We start from the raw sequence: 16,411 nt of genomic DNA, 5'->3' as shown, positions 1-16,411 counted from the left end.
AACTTATAACTGAATCCCGTTTCTATTTACACAAAATTATGGATACTGCCTTTATATTGTAATAATTGTTCGTTTCTTTTTTGTCAGAAATTCCTATTATAGAGGGTTGTTTTATACAAAATAATGTTTATATTTGTATTCTAATCCCTATTGTATTATGAATGACAAACAACAACTTCTAATTGATTGTATTTCCCTTCTTCCCGTTATAGGCATTCTGGTTTTGATAACTGTTGCCAATGACCAGCTTGTTACTATGGTTGCTGCCTATGTGCTTTGCGGAGAACTCTTATGTGTATTGGTTAGCAGGATATTAAATTTGTACTATATTGATGTGGCTTTTGTTTGGTTGGGTGGGATTATGCTTTGGCTGTGGTATTGGCTCTGGTTGGAGTCAAGCCATGTAGTGATGGAGATTGTGGAAAAGGCAGTTGAATGAATCGCTTCTTTTTCAGTAAAAATCCCCGTAGCGGCTCAACTACGGGGATGGTGTCAAATAACAGAGTATCAATATGAGATACTAAGTGAGCCTATTCCATTACAGATAAATCATCGTCAACTTCATACTGATTACAGCCAAAAGCCGCACACATTAAAATAAAACGTTCTTTTATACCTAATCCGGTATATCTGTCTACAGCTCCGCTGCCTTTTGCATGAAGTCCTGCTGCGTATTTATCTATCTGAACTTTATTCATTAAATCTACATGAGTTTTACGGGCAAGTTTACTGCTTGCAATCTCATATATGGATTTGTACTCATTTGTTCCCAATGCCGCACTAAACATTGCCACTTTCCGGCTAATCTCACAGTATTCAAGTAGTTTTTTTATTTGATAATTGTACCCGGTTTCACCATTGCCATCAGGATAATAGGGTAACAAAGCATTGCTTGGTAGCCTACCTTTATACTTCATAATAATATCATAAGCAATACGAATGATGGGAGTTTTTATCTCAGTGCGTATAAGTCCATCCTTGTGTGTTTTTTGAGGTAAATAATGAATGTAAGGTATTCCTTCTTCAATGCTGATATTATCAAAAGTGAATCGTCTGAAATCACCTATACGGCAACCGAAACAACATTGAACAACGAATACATCTTTTACTCGCTGCAATGTTTCGGGACATTCTTTGTGGACAACTTCATTGAATTCTGTTTTGGTGAGAAAGAAAGGCTCGTCATATTGTTGCTTCATAATGGACTCTTTTTCTTTTCCTATCTTGCGGAAAGGAGATACGGGAATAACATCATTACTTTCAAGCTCCACCATAAATGCTTGTAATAATAATAGTTTCTCAGCAATTGTATTCTGGCTTCTTTCCTTTGATGGTATATTCCGCTTATTCATTTCTGCGTACAGTTCTGGAAATTTTTCAACCAGAGTGTATTCTTTGCGTAGAAAATCACGAAAATTTAGAATATGTTCCTTGTTGAATTTATTGACCGGCAACCCGTCAATGCCATTGATAATGAGGAATCGAGTCAGTTCCCTTATCACTACATCGTAATGTTTCTTTCTGCCGGGACCTATTACACCTGCATTTAGCCATCCGTCAACATAGTGTTGGAACATACTACACATGGATTCCTCTTCACTGCTGATGTTATATTTTTCAGGATGTAAGTGCTGGTCTATTAAGATTTCCAGTTTTTCACTGGTTAATTCTTTGTTGCTCCCATAAATGGATAAAATTAGATTCTTCCGTTCTTCAATAGATGTGTTAAATGATGTTCTTATGTCTAACTTTATAATACTTTTAGCCTTATATTTTTCAGTCTTGGCATCCCAAAGAGTAGGAGAGACCATAATATCTGATTTGTGGAATAACTGTACATTGCGTCCATCAGATAATCGAAATCTGACATTTACTTCTTTATCTTTCTTCCCAGTTCTTATAAATGCTTTTACTGTAGTCATATATTCTCTGTTATATCGGTTGTGCAAATATACATAAATTGCACAACTCAGTTCAAATATTGCACAACATAATGCAATGGCATGCAATATAATATTTTTATATTACTCTGATTTTTAATACAATGTTATATGTATTGGTTTTATAGTATTTTACATTCCGAATCGCAACGGAATCACAAGGAAAAAACCGCAAATGGCTAAAAAAAGCTTTTGCGGTTTTCTTGTTTTAGAATTAGAAAATGTCCGCATTTTGTCAGCATAGGTTGTAATGGGAAACAAATTGGAGTATTTGGTTTACATTGCAGGCAAGATTTATTTGCGATACCTGGAGAAAAAATTATCAATCCAACGGACTAGATATACTATAATAACTCCGGCTATGACCATACTGATAATACGTACCAACATAATTTATAGAATTAAAGATTTGTTTTTATGGAATAATAATGTGCAAAGATAATTGATTGGTGGAGAAACAAAAACTCTGGAAAGGATATAAAGATAGGAATTAACGCATATTTTCACGGATATAATCTTCTATTGTAAAATCACTCTTATATCTAGATATTTCCGGATTCTTCTCTACAGTCGTAATGCAACGTTTTTCTTTACCAAGTACCAACCGGTTTAGGAAGCTCAGGATGTCATGACGATTATCCTTCATAGGAGAATAGGATAGGGAATGTCCTATACCTTCCGCTATATAGAAATAGTATGCTGTCTCTTTTTCTTTCAGTTGCATACAGATAAAGTTTGAGCCCCATAGCCCCATTTCCTCTTCTACTACTGCCTTAGTAAAAGGAACCGTGCTGTCGGCATCACCATGGAACAACATAAGAGGACAAGGGGACATTATCCATTTTGGAATACCATTGGCACAGATTGCTCCAGAAAAGGAAATGACCCCTGCATAATTGAAATTGGCAGGTAATCTGTCCGCAAAAGCCGTTTGATTGCAAATCTCATACTCTGCTTGAAGGGCAGTTATCGCACCTGCACTTGAACCGCAAGCTATAATTTGTGCAGGATTTATTTGCCATTCTACACTATGCTCAATTATATAATTTGTAGCATCACCAAAATCTTCTACAGCACAAGTGATTGCTTGTTGCAGGGCAGAAGAGAATCCTTGCAAGTCCGAATACTCCGATTTATCTATATCCTTTAATTGGGTACGGTAATCTGTTGATACTACCACATAGCCGGCTCGTGCCAAAAAATGAAAATAAGAAATGTAATCGGGATTATCTCTTCTCCCGCCTTTGAAACCTCCCCCAAATGCAAAAAGAATGACGGGCTTTGATTGTGTCCCTTGTATTTGATCAATCATTACATACTTGTCCAGTTTCAGAGTATCAACCTTTTTGATGGCAAAAATATATGTTTGCTTGTCAATATGCTGTGCATGCACAACAGTAGCTATACTCAATAATGAGCATGCCATCAAGATAAAAATAAAGCGTTTTCCCATATTCAGTTTATTCTATTAATGCTGCGTGGATTATCTGACCTACAAAGATAGAATAAAACTATAACTAAAAAGGGGAAAGATGACATTTAGACATAAAAAAAGGCTATCTATCCCAGACAGCCAATCTTTTTTATTAACCTTAAATCTAATACTATGAAAAACACAGTACAAAGATACGTACTTGCAGGAGATATCCAAATTTTAGCGGGTAATCAGCGGATATTATAACATGGTTTAGTAGAATATTATTTCCGTTAACTATTAACATAAATAATATTCAATTTAACAGAAGAAGGAATTAATATTCCTCATCAGTGATTGCAAACTTTAGTCATGTCCACTGTAAATCCACCATTGGCGGGTATAAATTTTCCTTTTCTTTTAAGAAATTCTATCAGGGTATCTACATCCATATTGTTGGCAGAGCAGGTGAAAAAACGCTGCTGCTCGCCGAATTTTTGGATAATGGCTTCTCTCAATGATAACTCAGTATAACTATTACCTTCCATCATGTGAAGGACTTCATGTGCATGTAATTGTTCCATAATCTTTTTTTGTGGCAAAGATAATATGATATTCTAAGTATAAGTGTAACATATGTGACAAAGCCCAACACACATATCCGGATATTTGCTTTTACGTAAAATAACACTTGTTACGACTATGCTAAAAACCTCAAAAAAAGTAAAAAGGTTTTGCTTCTATACCATTGTAAACTAACTTTGGGAATCAACTTTTAAATGAATTAAAGCATATGAAAAAATTAATCTTATCTATTGCACTATGTTGTGCAGCTACGAATTTCTTTGCGCAGAATGCTGACCCTGCCCAGTTGGTCAACGATGGTAAGGCTGCTCTTGAAGCTAAAAATTACCAGGAAGCTTACACAAAATTTAGTACTTATCTGACACAAACAAACAACCAAGATTCCGTAATTGCATATAACTGTGGCGTTTGTGCCGATAAGATAAAGAAACCTGCCGAAGCTTTGAAGTATTTTGATATTGCTGTACAGAAAAAGTATAACCTGGCAAATGCTTATATAGGTAAAGCCGGTGCTTTGAAAGATTTGAAGAAAAATGATGAGTATGTTGCCACTTTAAAGGAAGGGCTGGAAGCAAATCCCGGTAATAAGACATTGACTAAATTGTATGCCACTTATTACGTAAATCAAGGTATCATGGCGCAGAAAGCCAAAAAGATGGATGCAGCCGAAGAAGCATTTAAACAAGCCATAGCTATCCAAGCAGATAATGTAAATGCACTTAACAGTCTGGGTTCTTTGTATTATAGTAAGGGTGCCAATACCATGAAAACAGATGTAGAAAAAGCAAAAGTTGAATTCAAGGAAGCCAAAGAATATTTGGATAAACTTATTCCATTGCTCTCTGCAGACAAACCAGCTCAAAAGAAGATGATGGATAATGCAAAAACGATGTTGAACTTCATCGACAGTCAATTGAAATAAAAGACTCTCCTATATAAAAAAGAGGCAGATATCTGAATTGATATCTGCCTCTTTTTTAATGTTATGAAATGATTATTTAGTTCTTTTCAGTACAACAGCTGTACGTGCCGGTATGTAAAGCTTCAGCCACTCCTTCTTGTCTTTTTTATAAAGCGGATCGTGAATGGTAAAATGTTTGATGGTATCATCCGTCAAACCATTACCGCCATAATCTGGATTATCTGTATTCAAAATAACTTCATAAGTTCCGGCAGGAACCAAGAAACCGTAATCAGTAAAAGACTGCTTAGGGTTGAAGTTGAATACAAAAATCAAGTCCTTGCGCATATAGGCCAATACCTGGTCACCGTCATTATGCCATATTTCTTGGACCGGAGTAGCCTGGAAGTTCTTTATGCTTTTTACAACTCCCAACATGGCAGCATCAAAGTCACCCATATAATGATATGCCAGATTCTTGTTGTCCACCAAATCCCATTGACGGCGGGCATATTTACAAGACCAACCGTTACCTTCACGGGGGAAATCAATCCATTCCGGATGTCCGAATTCATTGCCCATAAAGTTAAGATAACCGCCATTGATAGTAGTCGCAGTCAGTAAACGTATCATTTTATGGAGAGAAATGCCTCGATTTACGGTATAGTTCTCGTCTCCTTTCTGCATGTGCCAGTACATATCCGCATCAATCAAGCGGAAAATGATGGTTTTATCGCCCACCAAAGCTTGGTCATGGCTTTCCGCATAGGAGATGGTCTTTTCATCTTTGCGGCGGTTGGTCACTTCCCAGAACATGCTGGATGGCTTCCAGTCTTCATCTATTTTCTCCTTGATTGTCTTAATCCAATAATCGGGAATATTCATGGCCATACGGTAATCAAATCCGTAGCCGCCATCTTCATATTTTGCCGCCAGTCCGGGCATTCCCGATACTTCTTCGGCAATGGTGATGGCTTTGGCATTGACCTGATGGATAAGCCGGTTGGCAAGTGTCAGATAACAAATGGCATTGTCGTCTTGATGTCCGTTGAAGTAATCTCCATAATTACAGAATGCTTCTCCCAAACCATGACTATAATATAACATGGAGGTTACTCCGTCAAAGCGGAAGCCGTCGAAATGATATTCTTCCAGCCAGAATTTACAGTTAGACAGCAGGAAGTGAATAACTTCGTTCTTGCCGTAATCAAAGCAAAGTGAATCCCAAGCTGGATGTTCCCGACGTCCACCGGGATAGAAATATTGATTAGGATCACCGGCAAAGTTACCCAAGCCTTCCACTTCATTCTTCACAGCGTGTGAATGGACAATATCCATGATAACGGCAATCCCCATACTATGGGCTGTATCAATCAACTCCTTCAGTTCTTCCGGAGTACCAAAACGGGAAGAAGCGGCAAAGAAACTGGAAACATGGTATCCGAAGCTACCATAATAGGGATGTTCCTGGATAGCCATAATCTGTATGCAGTTGTAGCCTTCTTTGGCGATACGTGGAAGAATCTTTTCCTGAAATTCCTTATAGCTACCGACCTTTTCCTCCTGCTGAGACATACCGATATGGCATTCATATATCAATAAAGGATCTGTAGATGGCTTGAAAACCCGCTTTTTCATTTTATAGGGTTTCTCCGGAGCCCAAACCTGGGCACTGAATATTTTAGTCTGTTCGTCTTGTACGACACGTGTAGCCCATGCAGGAATGCGTTCACCGCAACCACCGTCCCAATGTACCATCAGCTTGTACAAGTCACCGTGTTTCACGGCATCAGCAGGAAGCTTGATTTCCCAATTACCGTTTGCTTTACGCTTCAAGCTATATTTTTTTTCTTCTTTCCAATCGTTAAAAGTTCCGACCATAAAGATTTGGGTTGCGTTAGGCGCCCATTCACGGAAAACCCAACCATCGTCAGTACGATGCAGGCCGAAATAGAGGTATCCGGATGCAAAATCAGACAAGGTTAGTTTTCCTTTGTTGGTCAATTCCGATTCTTTGTCTATGGCATGTTGATGACGTCCGTTGATGGCATCGGCAAAAGGTTCCAGCCATGGGTCATTCTTGATTAAATTCAATGTTTCCATAAAGAGGATGAGTTTTGGATATTTGATAAATTTACGCTTTAACTTTCACAATTATTTTTTTTACACCGTCAGGGGTAATACCCGGAGCATGCCCGTCCTGAGGGAAAAAGATAGCAAACATTCCGGGCTTCACTGCAATATAGTCCTCCGCCAGTCCTTCAAAAAAAGTGATGTCTTTTTCCGCATTGTAAGGAGCATCAACCGGAAGGCAGTCTTGGGCGGCGGTATAACCCATTATCTCCGTACCGGACAAGGGTATTTGAATGTCAATATAGTCTTTATGGGTTTCCAGTTTGGCATTTTCTTTTTCTTTTGGGTTTGTCTGCGCCACGTTGACCAGCAAGTCCTTTCCTTTCAGTTCGGTCTTGCCGATTTCCAAAGAGTGCAAGTCATGTGATTTTAAAAAATCAATGGCCTGCTCAAACAGAGGATGCAGCAAAGTATATTTTTCTATGTTTTCAAGTCTGTCTATAACCATAATTCAAATGTTTTAAGTTAGTTATATAGGTAAATTATTCAAAGTCGTCTATGGTGTAATTCACAAAATCAGAAAAACGCTTCATCTGCTTGAAGATGTCGTCTGTACGATCCAAAAAGTCTGGAGCAAGAAAGAAGCTGTCCGGCTGGCAGCAGGCAACCGTATACTCTTTACACTGAAGGTATTTCAGATAGGGATAGTCCTTTGGAAATCCTTTTGGAGCTGTTTTTAGAAAATTCTCTCCGATGACGGGAAAGTATTGCTTGAAAGCAGGATCTTCCACTATACTGCGAAATTCATCTATATTGTCGTGTACCGCTTGTCGCAGAGCTCTTAACAAGGGCGGGGGAGGACAATAACTTCCACCGGCCAACAAGCAGTTTCCCGGTTCCAGATGCACGTAATAGCCACAATGGTCGGATTTCTTTCCTTTCGCATTGATATATCCTCCCAGATGTGTCTTGTAGGGAGTTTTATCTTCGGAAAAGCGTGTATCACGATAAATACGGTATGTACAGTCCTTTGCTTCTATACCACGGATGCTTTCATCAAATAAAGAGATACGGGAGATAATTACTGTAAGCAAGTTTTCAAACTCGCTGCGGGCGACTTCATACTGTTCCCGGTGAGAATTGAACCATTCACGATTGTTGTTTGCAGACAGTTCTTTCAAAAATTGAAATATAACAGGGATATTCATATCATATTCTTTCCTTATTATCTGCCAAATTTACGGATAATATTTCTAACATGCTACAAAGAAGGGTAAAAAAAAGCATCGGCTCTGGTAAACCGATGCTCCTTACACATTTATCAATCAAACAGACGCTTCTGTTTTTGATGTACTTACTTATCACAAGCGGGTACGTCTCTTTTAATTAATCTTATATCTAATACTATGAAAAACACATTTATATAACACAACAAATTGGAATTTTGTTCATGCAGATGAGGATAACTTTAGCATAAAAAAATGGGTGGGTCATTTTATTCTGCATCCGGTTTGCACTATCTTTGCAAGAAAATATGTAGAATATGGCCGAATATAAATTTGATGAAGATAGCGTTAAAGCGCTGATAGCTTGGGCAAAGAGCACATCTTTCCCTCAAAGTGTAACATTGTCTGATGCTGAGAACATAGTGGATGTGAAACGTTTTGTGCAAGCTAACCTGAGTGACATAGATGCACATTATCCTGATGATTTTTATAATCCTGCCATCACGCGGCTATATCGGCTGAAGGAATATATGGAAGAGAACAAATAAAGACTTGGCACTGATTATGCGGAAAACCACGAAGCGATTAAGAAATCCGTGTTGTTCTGCATAATCAGTGCCAAATCTAATAAATCACCAGAGTTGTGATTCCGTTATAGCTTTATCTTAAGTATCTTTCCTCCATATCCTTCGACGGCCACATTAGTAGCCTTATAGGGAAGCAGACTTATGTTTTCTTCTTTTCCGCTGAGCAGCTCCGTAGCTTTGTACTGGTCCATCTGCGGTATTTGCAGGAAGTCAAAAGCATGAGAAGGAATATTTATGGCAAGGTCTGCCGAGATATGGTCGAAGTTCACGACGAACAGCAGCAGGTCTCTCTCAAATTTGCGCAGGAATGTATATTGCTTATGTTCATTAAAGCGCCATCCGTTGACATTGGCATACATCAAATCGAAGAAAGCCCCCTGAGAGATGGCCTTTTCTTCATTGCAAAGAGTCAGTAGCCGTTTATAAATGCTGTATAGGTGTTTCTGGTCCTCCGTCAGCATCTTGCCGTCGAACTTGCCGCCATTGCGCCAACGGCGGATAGTATCTACACTCCAATAGTCAAAGATGGTTGTACGTCCGTCCCGGCCGCTGAAACCTTCACTATCCATGCCCAGCTCACCAAACTCCTGACCGAAATAAATCATCATCGGATTGGTGTTCATGCAAGCTGACACAATGAGTGCCGGAATCGCCTTGCGTGGGTTACTGGCAAAAAAGTCGGAAGCGATACGTTGCTCGTCATGGTTTTCCAGAAAGTTCAGCATGCGTTTTTCTATACCTCCCAGACTTTGCCAGGAACGGGTGATGGCAGTTGCCGATTCATACCCGCAAGTAACAGCCCGCAAGGTATCATAAAGTCCTACTTTGTCGTATAAATAATCAAACTTGCCACGGAACAAGTAATTCTTGTATTCTCCCGGGTTGTAGACTTCGGCTATAAACAGCAGGGAGGGATATTGTTCCTTGACCTGCGGAATTGCCCATTCCCAGAACTCTACGGGAACCATCTCGGCCATATCGCAACGGAAACCGTCTATGTTCTTTCCCGCCCAGAACAGCATGATATCCAGCATCTTGGTCCATGTGTCGGGAATGGGGTCGAAATGGCAAGTCCCGCCGTTCTGGTAATCCACTCCATAATTCAACTTTATAGTTTCGTACCAATCGGTGATGTTTGGATAAGCATCAAAACGGTTGTTTCCGGTAGCTTTTGCCGGAAACTCCCTATAAGGTTCGGCGGCTGCACCTTTCATGTCAAATTGGCCATGCAGTTCCGATTTCGGGATATAATAGAAGTTATTATATGGGCTGAACGCATAATTGGTATCATCGTTTGACCCCAGTTGTGAAGTGCCATCCGGCTGGGCATCCGAGTGATATTGACGGGCTACGTGGTTGGGAACAAAATCTATGATAACCTTCAGACCGCTACGGTGAGTGCGCTGCACCAGATTCTCAAACTCTTTCATACGCTCCGGTACGTCCTTGGCGAGATCCGGGTCGACATCATAGTAGTCCTTGATGGCATAGGGAGATCCGGCTTTACCTTTCACTATGGCCGGATGGTCGGGTTGGATATTGTGACGGCGGTAGTCAGTTTGCGTAGCATGCTCGATGATGCCCGTGTACCAGATATGTGTAGCGCCAAGCTTCTTGATTTCTCCCAACGCCTTGGCTGTAAAGTCGGCCATCTTGCCGCATCCATTTTCAGTGATGCTGCCATTATTGATGCAGTGGTTATTGTTGTTTCCGAATAGTCGGGTGAACACTTGATAAATAATCAATTTGTTTTCGTCGTTCATTTCTTTGTTTTCTATGTTATAGAATGGTTATTTTATTCTTTCCAAATGCTGCCTTTGTCAATGAGCAGGCGTTCCAATATATCATTGGTCGTATTATATCCCTGCATGAATATCTCCTCCGCCTTTTCCAGCTCTGTATTGCTGTATCCTTCCAAGTTATAAGGTTCTATCAGCAAATCAGCCTTCTCGCGTTCAGGAAAAGAGTTGGAGCGGAACATAAAATTATAGGAACGTAAGGCAATGCTCACAATGTTCATTTTATACTTGGTCGCCATCAGAGGGCTGACATTCACGGCAATCACTTTTTCGCATATACGGCGGAGGGTAGAGACAGGCAGGTTCATCAGCAGGCCTCCGTCCACGTAATGGGTGCCGTCTATATTGACCGGGGCAAACAATACCGGCATGCAACACGAAGCTGCTACGCGTTCGGCGATGTCCCCTTTATGGAAATGTACCAGACGTCCGTGGTCCAGGTCAGTAGCTGTAATAATCAGAGGGATTTGCAGTTCTTCCAGTTTCTTGGATTTCAGATTGCTTTTCAGGAAATCGATGAATTCTCCCAATTCAAACAATCCGACTTTGGGAATCACCAGTTTGGTCAGGTCCTGAAACTTGTGCCCGGCAAAGTAGTCAAGAACTTTATGCGGTTCATTGCCGTCGGCGTAGAATACCCCGGCCAAGGCTCCGGCGCTGACTCCGGAAAGTATATTGGGCTTTATGTCATGTTCCAATAAGGATTGCATGGCACCCAAATGGGCAAAGCCTTTGATGAAACCGCCGCTTAAGGCAAAACCTATTGGATATTTTTTAGTGAACCAGTTGTTCGTTACTACTTCCATGTTGAAAATATGATATATTGTTCGGCACGAAATTAATGATTTTATTGTAGGGAGAAAGGAAAATAGCGGAAAAAAGTTCAAAGTATTAAGAGAAAAGTCTTCTCTATTAAGGAGAAAGTTTTTCTTAGTTAGGGAAAAAGTTTTTATCAGTTAAGAAAAAACTTTGTTTATGGTTTGCGGATGTCTATCCCAAGCCTTGGGATAGACATCCGCAAACTGGGGATATGTATCCGCAGTGTGCGAACAAAGTTTTAGGATTAAGGGATACTGTTTGAGAATATACGTTTATTTCTTTGCGATTGCTTTCAGCAGTGCATATCCTCCAAACCACTGAATCAGCATGCCCGGAATGCCCATACGGAAATCTTGCACTGCCAAAAAGAAATTACCGCACAGTGCCCATTCAAAGGCCGTACCGATAATTTGATAGGAGAGGATTACACCCAGCAATGCCAATAAAGAGATATTCTTGGCATAGCGTGCAGCAAGAGCGGCGGTTCCGGCCAGCAGACCGGACTTTATAAGTATGGCCGGCAACACGGCTGCTGCAGGCATGGCAAAAAGCAGATGATTGATGACCGGAGACAAGAGAGCCGTCAGCAGACCTACCTTGAAACCATATTTATAAGCAGCTATCAGTGTAAAGAAATAGATGGGAAGCAACGTCGGACCGCCTGCTGGGACCAGATGGCAGAGTTGCGGCAAGGCGATGTTTCCTGCCACGAACAGCAGGGCGAATAGATAGGTCTTTACGTTGCCGAAAGGCAAAGAATAAAGTTTTGCAGATGTTTCCATTTGTATAATATTATGCATTAGTTGATAAATCTATTTTTATTATGACTGTTTAAAACTGAAAAGGTTTAATCAAATCTTCACCAATTCATATTCCATGGTTCCCAATCCTATTTTCTCGGCATGGCGCAATCCGGCAAGCCAGTCCGTGTCGGGGTGCATCAAGTGGAACTTGTCGCATCCACACAAGTCGTCGTGCTCGTGTGCCGTGGCAAGGCAATTGTTACCGTGCAGTATCGGGGCTTGGATGACCATATCTGCACATGCCTTGTCCAGTGCAACCGGGTCTGCCGAAGCCAGAATGCCGAGGTCGGGCACGATGGCGGCATCGTTGTGGTTCCAGCAGTCGCATTCGGGAGATACGTTCATGATGAAGCTGATGTGGAAATGGGGCTTGCCCATAACGACAGCGAGGGCATATTCCGCAATCTTGTAGTTCAGGCGCTCGGAAGTATCTTCGGCTCCCATCACGGCACCGTCGTGCTGGCAGAGGGCTACGCACTGTCCGCAACCTACGCATTTGGCGTAGTCTATTTCTGCCTTGCGGCTGGCATTGAGGTGCACAGCGTCGTGTGCGCAATGCTTCACGCAGATGTTGCAGCCGATGCAGCTTGCTTCATCAATCTTGGGTTGCGAGGCGCAATGCAGTTCCAGCTTTCCGCCTACGCTGGCACATCCCATGCCCAGATTCTTCAAGGCGCCGCCAAAACCGGCTTGTTCGTGCCCCTTGAAGTGGTTCATACTGATTACAATATCGGCATCGGCTATCGCTGTGCCGATTTTGGGTGCCGGACAATATTCCCCGTTCAGAGGGATTTCGCGGTAGTCCGTTCCCTTCAGTCCGTCGCCGATAATGACCTGGCACTGGGCCGAGATAGGGTTAAAGCCATTCTCCATCGCACTTTGCAAGTGGTCTACAGCATTGGCACGACGACCGGAATACAGCGTGTTGCAGTCCGTCAAGAAAGGTTTGGCTCCCAGGCTGCGGAGCAGGGTTGCCATTCGAGCTGCATAATTGGGACGCAAGTATGCCAGGTTTCCGGGTTCGCCGAAATGGATTTTAATGGCAGCAAAGCTATCTTTCAAAGGAAGTTGCTCGATGCCTGCCCTTTTCAGCAAGCGTTCCATTTTATCCAAAAGATTGGATGTAGGGGAGGTACGCAAATCAGAGTAGTATACTTTTGCTTTTTCCATGTGTTTTTACCTATTTATAGTGATAGTATCTGCAAAAATAACGGATTATTTCCATATTAATAGGTATATGGCTAAAAAAAGTAGGGAAATCCCTTTTGACAAATAGGGGGATAATAAGAGGTCTATCCATGTTTCTGCCTACCTTTGTGGCAACTAAAAACTCGATAAGATGAAAACAATCAGACTAATTATTGCGGGACTGGTAATGACGATGGGATTCAGCAGTTGTTCCAGTTTGTTTTATGATGCTAAGGTAGATGTGTTGAACAGTATCCAGAAGGGGATGAGCAGGCAGGAGGTCACCAAGATATTGGGAACTCCAGAGTATCGCCGCTTCGACCGGGATATAGAAGAATGGGAATATTCCAGAGTGCTGTCCGGTAAAAGTAATATCAGCCGAACTCAGATTGTCGTGACTTTTGAAGGTGGGAGAGTCGTTGCAATGGACTCATTCTCCGGAGAGCCACGTACGTTGCCGGTTGTTCCCAGTGAAGTAGTGATAGATTCTCCAGCTCCGGTTTATGTCAGGGGGATGCACCCCGAAGACTTCCGGCATTTTTATGAAAAAGTGAAGTCCCGCCCTTTCAAGGATGATCAAATCGAAATGATGAGAACTGTTGCCCGAAACAACAGTCTGAACTGTGTGCAATGTGCCAGTTTGATGGCACTATATACTTTTGATGACGACAAGATGAAAGTCCTCAACATATTCGCTCCCAATATCGTAGATCCGGAAAACTACGAAGCGATTTTAGACGTCATTGATTCACTGTTCAAGAAAGACGATGCCAAGAAAATTCTGGGCATACGCTATTAAGAAGCAGGCATGTCGAAACGCATTGTCCGTTGGTGCCAAACACATGATGTATCGGAGGCTGACAGATAATGCGTTTAAGGTAAACAGATAATGCGTTTCGACGAGCTCTTATTCCGATAAAGGAAAGTGCCATAACGGACCGTTCCCGTGCCCTATATTCATGTCTTTCCCCCGGTTTATCGCAGTACCGATATACTCTTTAGCCTTGCAGACCGCTTCATCGAGTTTGTTGCCACCGGCAAGAAATGTAGCTATGGCAGAGGAAAGGGTACACCCCGTGCCGTGCAGGTTACGGCTCTCTATTTTGGGATTGGAATAGAGGATGCATCCGGATGGCAGGACGTCAGCCCCGGCAGAAGGTTGCCGGCAATAAAGCACGTCGCACATGTCATTGCCCTCCAGATGTCCGCCTTTGACGAGAACAGCGGTATTGTATCTGCAGGATAATTCCTGTGCCGCTTGCTGCATCTCCACAGTGCCGGCAATGGTTCGCCCCCAAAGCAGGCTTGCTTCATTCAGGTTGGGAGTAATGAGGGTGCATAGCGGAAACAGTTCCGTCTTAATGACTTGTATGGTTTCTTCGGTCATCAGCCGCCGTCCGCTGGTCGATATCATGACGGGGTCATAGACTATACACTCCGGAGTATATGTCTGAAGACAATCGACAATGGTGGTCACAATACCGGCATCATATACCATACCTATCTTGACGGCATCCGGCCTTAAATCATCCATAACAGAGGTGATTTGTGCCTTAACCATATCCACAGGTATCGGATAAACCGATTGTACTCCCAGTGTGTTTTGTGCAGTAACAGCCGTGATGACGGAAGCGGCATAACCTCCCAAAGCGGAAATGGTCTTTATGTCTGCTTGTATGCCTGCACCGCCCGAACAGTCGGAACCGGCAATGGAAAGGATAATAGGGGGAAGCATGAAATAATTAAAAATTAGAAATTAAAAATTAAAGGGGTGAGAGGAAAGCTGTTTCAGGTGGAGGAAGTGGGGGATGAAAGCTTCCTTCGCTTGCTGCCAGACATCTCCCAGCAGTACGGCACCTCCGAAACCTAAAGCGGCTATTTCCGGAAGATGTTCCAAGGTGATGCCACCCAATGCCATCACCTTTGAGTCGATAATACCAGCTTGCTGCGCCTTCTGCAAGGTATCGCAGGAGTAAGCGGAAGAATAGCCTTCTTTGGATATACTGTCATAAATGGGGCTGAGGAACACATAGTTACAATCTGATTTATGTTTCAACACTTCTTCAAGAGAGTGACAAGAGCGACTGACATGTCCCTTATATCCGGACGGTATCTGCGGATTGCGCCCGTTCAGATGAATTCCTTTCAGACCGAAAACGGATGCCAGCTGGAATTGCTCATGCGTGACAATGCGTGGCATATATTCCATCGGTAGCTGTTGAAGAAAATTCCCCATCTCCTCTGCCGAAGCTCCCGGCTTGCGCAGGTGGAGCATTTCCAAACCGTTTTGGAATAAGGAGGTAACTGCCTCTGCTTCTCCTTCAAAGAATTGCGGCGTGGTAATGACTATCAGTTTCATATCTTTATGGATGTTTGCCTATAGTGAGAGAATATACGACTGCATGGTCCTTAAATCAATCGTCCATAGCTTTCCAGCCAAGGGTTCACCGTAGCCGCAAATCAGTTTCAACACTTCATTGGCTTCTACGCTACCCACAATGGCAGGGGTTACGCCGATAACCGATTTGTCCGGAGATGGCATGAGCAGTGTCCCTTCTTCATCCGGATAGAGGTCACGATAGTTTTTTGCACTCTCACCGTAGCAGAAGACGGACACTTGGCCTTCAAAGCCTTGAATGGCACCATAAACGTAGGGCTTGCCCCAAGCGTTGCATACGTCATTCAGCAAGTAGCGGGTAGCGAAGTTGTCGCACCCGTCTACCACTATATCGTAGTTCCTTATCAGTTCTCCGGCATTCTTCTTGTCCAGACGGAAGGGGTATACTTCCACGTTTACATCGCTGTTCAAACCCTGCACTCTACGGGCGCCACATAGAGGTTTAGGCTGCCCAAGGTCAGCTTCAGCATACAGAACCTGACGTTGAAGATTACTGATGCTGACCTGGTCATCGTCCACCAATCCCAGCGTTCCGACTCCTGCTCCCGCCAGATAGAGGGCAATGGGAGAACCCAATCCTCCCACACCGACTATCAACACCTTGGCATTACGCAGTTTCTCTTGTCCGGCTTCGCCTATTTCAGGGAGGGACGTTTGTCTGGCATATCGGTTCATTTG

Annotated in this window: 17 protein-coding genes; 4 read left to right on the top strand and 13 right to left on the bottom strand. The window is 42.4% G+C overall.

Annotation, left to right across the window (positions count from 1 at the left end; genetic code table 11):
• The first annotated feature begins 157 nt into the window (after positions 1 to 157).
• Positions 158 to 439: a hypothetical protein gene (locus DXD78_RS19385; protein ID WP_005825583.1), complete on the top strand. Its 282-nt coding sequence runs from the start codon at positions 158 to 160 to the stop codon at positions 437 to 439.
• A 91-nt stretch (positions 440 to 530) separates the two neighbouring features.
• On the opposite strand, the gene DXD78_RS19380 is transcribed toward DXD78_RS19385, so the two are convergent.
• The 3 genes from DXD78_RS19380 to DXD78_RS19370 form a co-directional block, all read right to left on the bottom strand.
• On the bottom strand, positions 531 to 1,922 hold the full coding sequence (locus tag DXD78_RS19380; protein WP_009038446.1) for an integrase: 1,392 nt from the start codon (positions 1,920 to 1,922) through the stop codon (positions 531 to 533).
• 508 nt (positions 1,923 to 2,430) lie between these two features.
• Positions 2,431 to 3,393: a S9 family peptidase gene (locus DXD78_RS19375; protein ID WP_008664634.1), complete on the bottom strand. Its 963-nt coding sequence runs from the start codon at positions 3,391 to 3,393 to the stop codon at positions 2,431 to 2,433.
• 311 nt (positions 3,394 to 3,704) lie between these two features.
• On the bottom strand, positions 3,705 to 3,938 hold the full coding sequence (locus tag DXD78_RS19370) for a YecH family metal-binding protein (RefSeq protein ID WP_005825578.1): 234 nt from the start codon (positions 3,936 to 3,938) through the stop codon (positions 3,705 to 3,707).
• Between the two features lie 209 nt (positions 3,939 to 4,147).
• On the opposite strand from DXD78_RS19370, the gene DXD78_RS19365 reads away from it, so the two are divergent.
• Positions 4,148 to 4,861, top strand: coding sequence for a hypothetical protein (locus DXD78_RS19365; protein ID WP_008664631.1), 714 nt, complete (start codon positions 4,148 to 4,150; stop codon positions 4,859 to 4,861).
• 72 nt (positions 4,862 to 4,933) lie between these two features.
• On the opposite strand, the gene DXD78_RS19360 is transcribed toward DXD78_RS19365, so the two are convergent.
• The 3 genes from DXD78_RS19360 to DXD78_RS19350 are packed head-to-tail and all read right to left on the bottom strand — an operon-like array spanning position 4,934 to position 8,121.
• Positions 4,934 to 6,943: an alpha amylase C-terminal domain-containing protein gene (locus tag DXD78_RS19360; protein WP_009038444.1), complete on the bottom strand. Its 2,010-nt coding sequence runs from the start codon at positions 6,941 to 6,943 to the stop codon at positions 4,934 to 4,936.
• 31 nt (positions 6,944 to 6,974) lie between these two features.
• Complete coding sequence (locus DXD78_RS19355) at positions 6,975 to 7,421, bottom strand: YhcH/YjgK/YiaL family protein (RefSeq protein ID WP_005825575.1); 447 nt, start codon at positions 7,419 to 7,421, stop codon at positions 6,975 to 6,977.
• A gap of 34 nt (positions 7,422 to 7,455) precedes the next feature.
• The gene (locus tag DXD78_RS19350; RefSeq protein WP_008664625.1) at positions 7,456 to 8,121 is read right to left on the bottom strand and encodes a DUF2461 domain-containing protein; all 666 of its coding nucleotides are present in this window, start codon (positions 8,119 to 8,121) and stop codon (positions 7,456 to 7,458) included.
• Between the two features lie 335 nt (positions 8,122 to 8,456).
• Here DXD78_RS19350 and DXD78_RS19345 point away from each other — a divergent pair, with 335 nt between their 5' ends.
• Positions 8,457 to 8,687: a hypothetical protein gene (locus tag DXD78_RS19345; protein ID WP_009038443.1), complete on the top strand. Its 231-nt coding sequence runs from the start codon at positions 8,457 to 8,459 to the stop codon at positions 8,685 to 8,687.
• Between the two features lie 104 nt (positions 8,688 to 8,791).
• Here DXD78_RS19345 and DXD78_RS19340 read toward each other — a convergent pair whose 3' ends face one another.
• The 4 genes from DXD78_RS19340 to DXD78_RS19325 form a co-directional block, all read right to left on the bottom strand.
• Entirely contained in the window at positions 8,792 to 10,489 is a 1,698-nt protein-coding gene (locus tag DXD78_RS19340) for an alpha-amylase family protein (protein ID WP_008664621.1), read from the bottom strand.
• Between the two features lie 32 nt (positions 10,490 to 10,521).
• Entirely contained in the window at positions 10,522 to 11,331 is an 810-nt protein-coding gene (locus DXD78_RS19335) for a patatin-like phospholipase family protein (RefSeq protein ID WP_005825568.1), read from the bottom strand.
• A gap of 285 nt (positions 11,332 to 11,616) precedes the next feature.
• On the bottom strand, positions 11,617 to 12,126 hold the full coding sequence (locus DXD78_RS19330; protein ID WP_009038442.1) for a hypothetical protein: 510 nt from the start codon (positions 12,124 to 12,126) through the stop codon (positions 11,617 to 11,619).
• A gap of 69 nt (positions 12,127 to 12,195) precedes the next feature.
• Complete coding sequence (locus DXD78_RS19325) at positions 12,196 to 13,317, bottom strand: DUF362 domain-containing protein (protein ID WP_009038441.1); 1,122 nt, start codon at positions 13,315 to 13,317, stop codon at positions 12,196 to 12,198.
• 169 nt (positions 13,318 to 13,486) lie between these two features.
• Here DXD78_RS19325 and DXD78_RS19320 point away from each other — a divergent pair, with 169 nt between their 5' ends.
• Positions 13,487 to 14,134 carry a DUF4476 domain-containing protein gene (locus DXD78_RS19320; protein ID WP_005825555.1) on the top strand — a complete coding sequence of 216 codons (648 nt, stop codon included), beginning with the start codon at positions 13,487 to 13,489 and terminating at the stop codon, positions 14,132 to 14,134.
• A gap of 108 nt (positions 14,135 to 14,242) precedes the next feature.
• Here DXD78_RS19320 and thiD read toward each other — a convergent pair whose 3' ends face one another.
• From thiD to DXD78_RS19305, 3 genes are read right to left on the bottom strand one after another with little or no spacing between them, the layout of a single operon-like run.
• Entirely contained in the window at positions 14,243 to 15,070 is an 828-nt protein-coding gene (gene thiD, locus DXD78_RS19315; protein ID WP_009038440.1) for a bifunctional hydroxymethylpyrimidine kinase/phosphomethylpyrimidine kinase, read from the bottom strand.
• A 21-nt stretch (positions 15,071 to 15,091) separates the two neighbouring features.
• Positions 15,092 to 15,694: a thiamine phosphate synthase gene (locus DXD78_RS19310; RefSeq protein ID WP_009038439.1), complete on the bottom strand. Its 603-nt coding sequence runs from the start codon at positions 15,692 to 15,694 to the stop codon at positions 15,092 to 15,094.
• Between the two features lie 18 nt (positions 15,695 to 15,712).
• Positions 15,713 to 16,408, bottom strand: coding sequence for a HesA/MoeB/ThiF family protein (locus DXD78_RS19305; protein ID WP_009038438.1), 696 nt, complete (start codon positions 16,406 to 16,408; stop codon positions 15,713 to 15,715).
• Positions 16,409 to 16,411 lie beyond the last annotated feature (3 nt).

It is taken from the genome of Bacteroides sp. D20 (assembly GCF_003436255.1).
Lineage (GTDB): Bacteria > Bacteroidota > Bacteroidia > Bacteroidales > Bacteroidaceae > Bacteroides > Bacteroides uniformis.
The sequence above is the reverse complement of the archived record's forward strand: the minus strand, read 5'-3'. Positions and strand labels throughout refer to the sequence as shown.

Coding starts and splice junctions, on each gene's coding strand:
- DXD78_RS19385 (WP_005825583.1), top strand. CDS start 158: ATGAATGACAAACAACAACTTCTAATTGATTGTATTTCCCTTCTTCCC.
- DXD78_RS19380 (WP_009038446.1), bottom strand. CDS start 1,922: ATGACTACAGTAAAAGCATTTATAAGAACTGGGAAGAAAGATAAAGAA.
- DXD78_RS19375 (WP_008664634.1), bottom strand. CDS start 3,393: ATGGGAAAACGCTTTATTTTTATCTTGATGGCATGCTCATTATTGAGT.
- DXD78_RS19370 (WP_005825578.1), bottom strand. CDS start 3,938: ATGGAACAATTACATGCACATGAAGTCCTTCACATGATGGAAGGTAAT.
- DXD78_RS19365 (WP_008664631.1), top strand. CDS start 4,148: ATGAAAAAATTAATCTTATCTATTGCACTATGTTGTGCAGCTACGAAT.
- DXD78_RS19360 (WP_009038444.1), bottom strand. CDS start 6,943: ATGGAAACATTGAATTTAATCAAGAATGACCCATGGCTGGAACCTTTT.
- DXD78_RS19355 (WP_005825575.1), bottom strand. CDS start 7,421: ATGGTTATAGACAGACTTGAAAACATAGAAAAATATACTTTGCTGCAT.
- DXD78_RS19350 (WP_008664625.1), bottom strand. CDS start 8,121: ATGAATATCCCTGTTATATTTCAATTTTTGAAAGAACTGTCTGCAAAC.
- DXD78_RS19345 (WP_009038443.1), top strand. CDS start 8,457: ATGGCCGAATATAAATTTGATGAAGATAGCGTTAAAGCGCTGATAGCT.
- DXD78_RS19340 (WP_008664621.1), bottom strand. CDS start 10,489: ATGAACGACGAAAACAAATTGATTATTTATCAAGTGTTCACCCGACTA.
- DXD78_RS19335 (WP_005825568.1), bottom strand. CDS start 11,331: ATGGAAGTAGTAACGAACAACTGGTTCACTAAAAAATATCCAATAGGT.
- DXD78_RS19330 (WP_009038442.1), bottom strand. CDS start 12,126: ATGGAAACATCTGCAAAACTTTATTCTTTGCCTTTCGGCAACGTAAAG.
- DXD78_RS19325 (WP_009038441.1), bottom strand. CDS start 13,317: ATGGAAAAAGCAAAAGTATACTACTCTGATTTGCGTACCTCCCCTACA.
- DXD78_RS19320 (WP_005825555.1), top strand. CDS start 13,487: ATGAAAACAATCAGACTAATTATTGCGGGACTGGTAATGACGATGGGA.
- thiD (WP_009038440.1), bottom strand. CDS start 15,070: ATGCTTCCCCCTATTATCCTTTCCATTGCCGGTTCCGACTGTTCGGGC.
- DXD78_RS19310 (WP_009038439.1), bottom strand. CDS start 15,694: ATGAAACTGATAGTCATTACCACGCCGCAATTCTTTGAAGGAGAAGCA.
- DXD78_RS19305 (WP_009038438.1), bottom strand. CDS start 16,408: ATGAACCGATATGCCAGACAAACGTCCCTCCCTGAAATAGGCGAAGCC.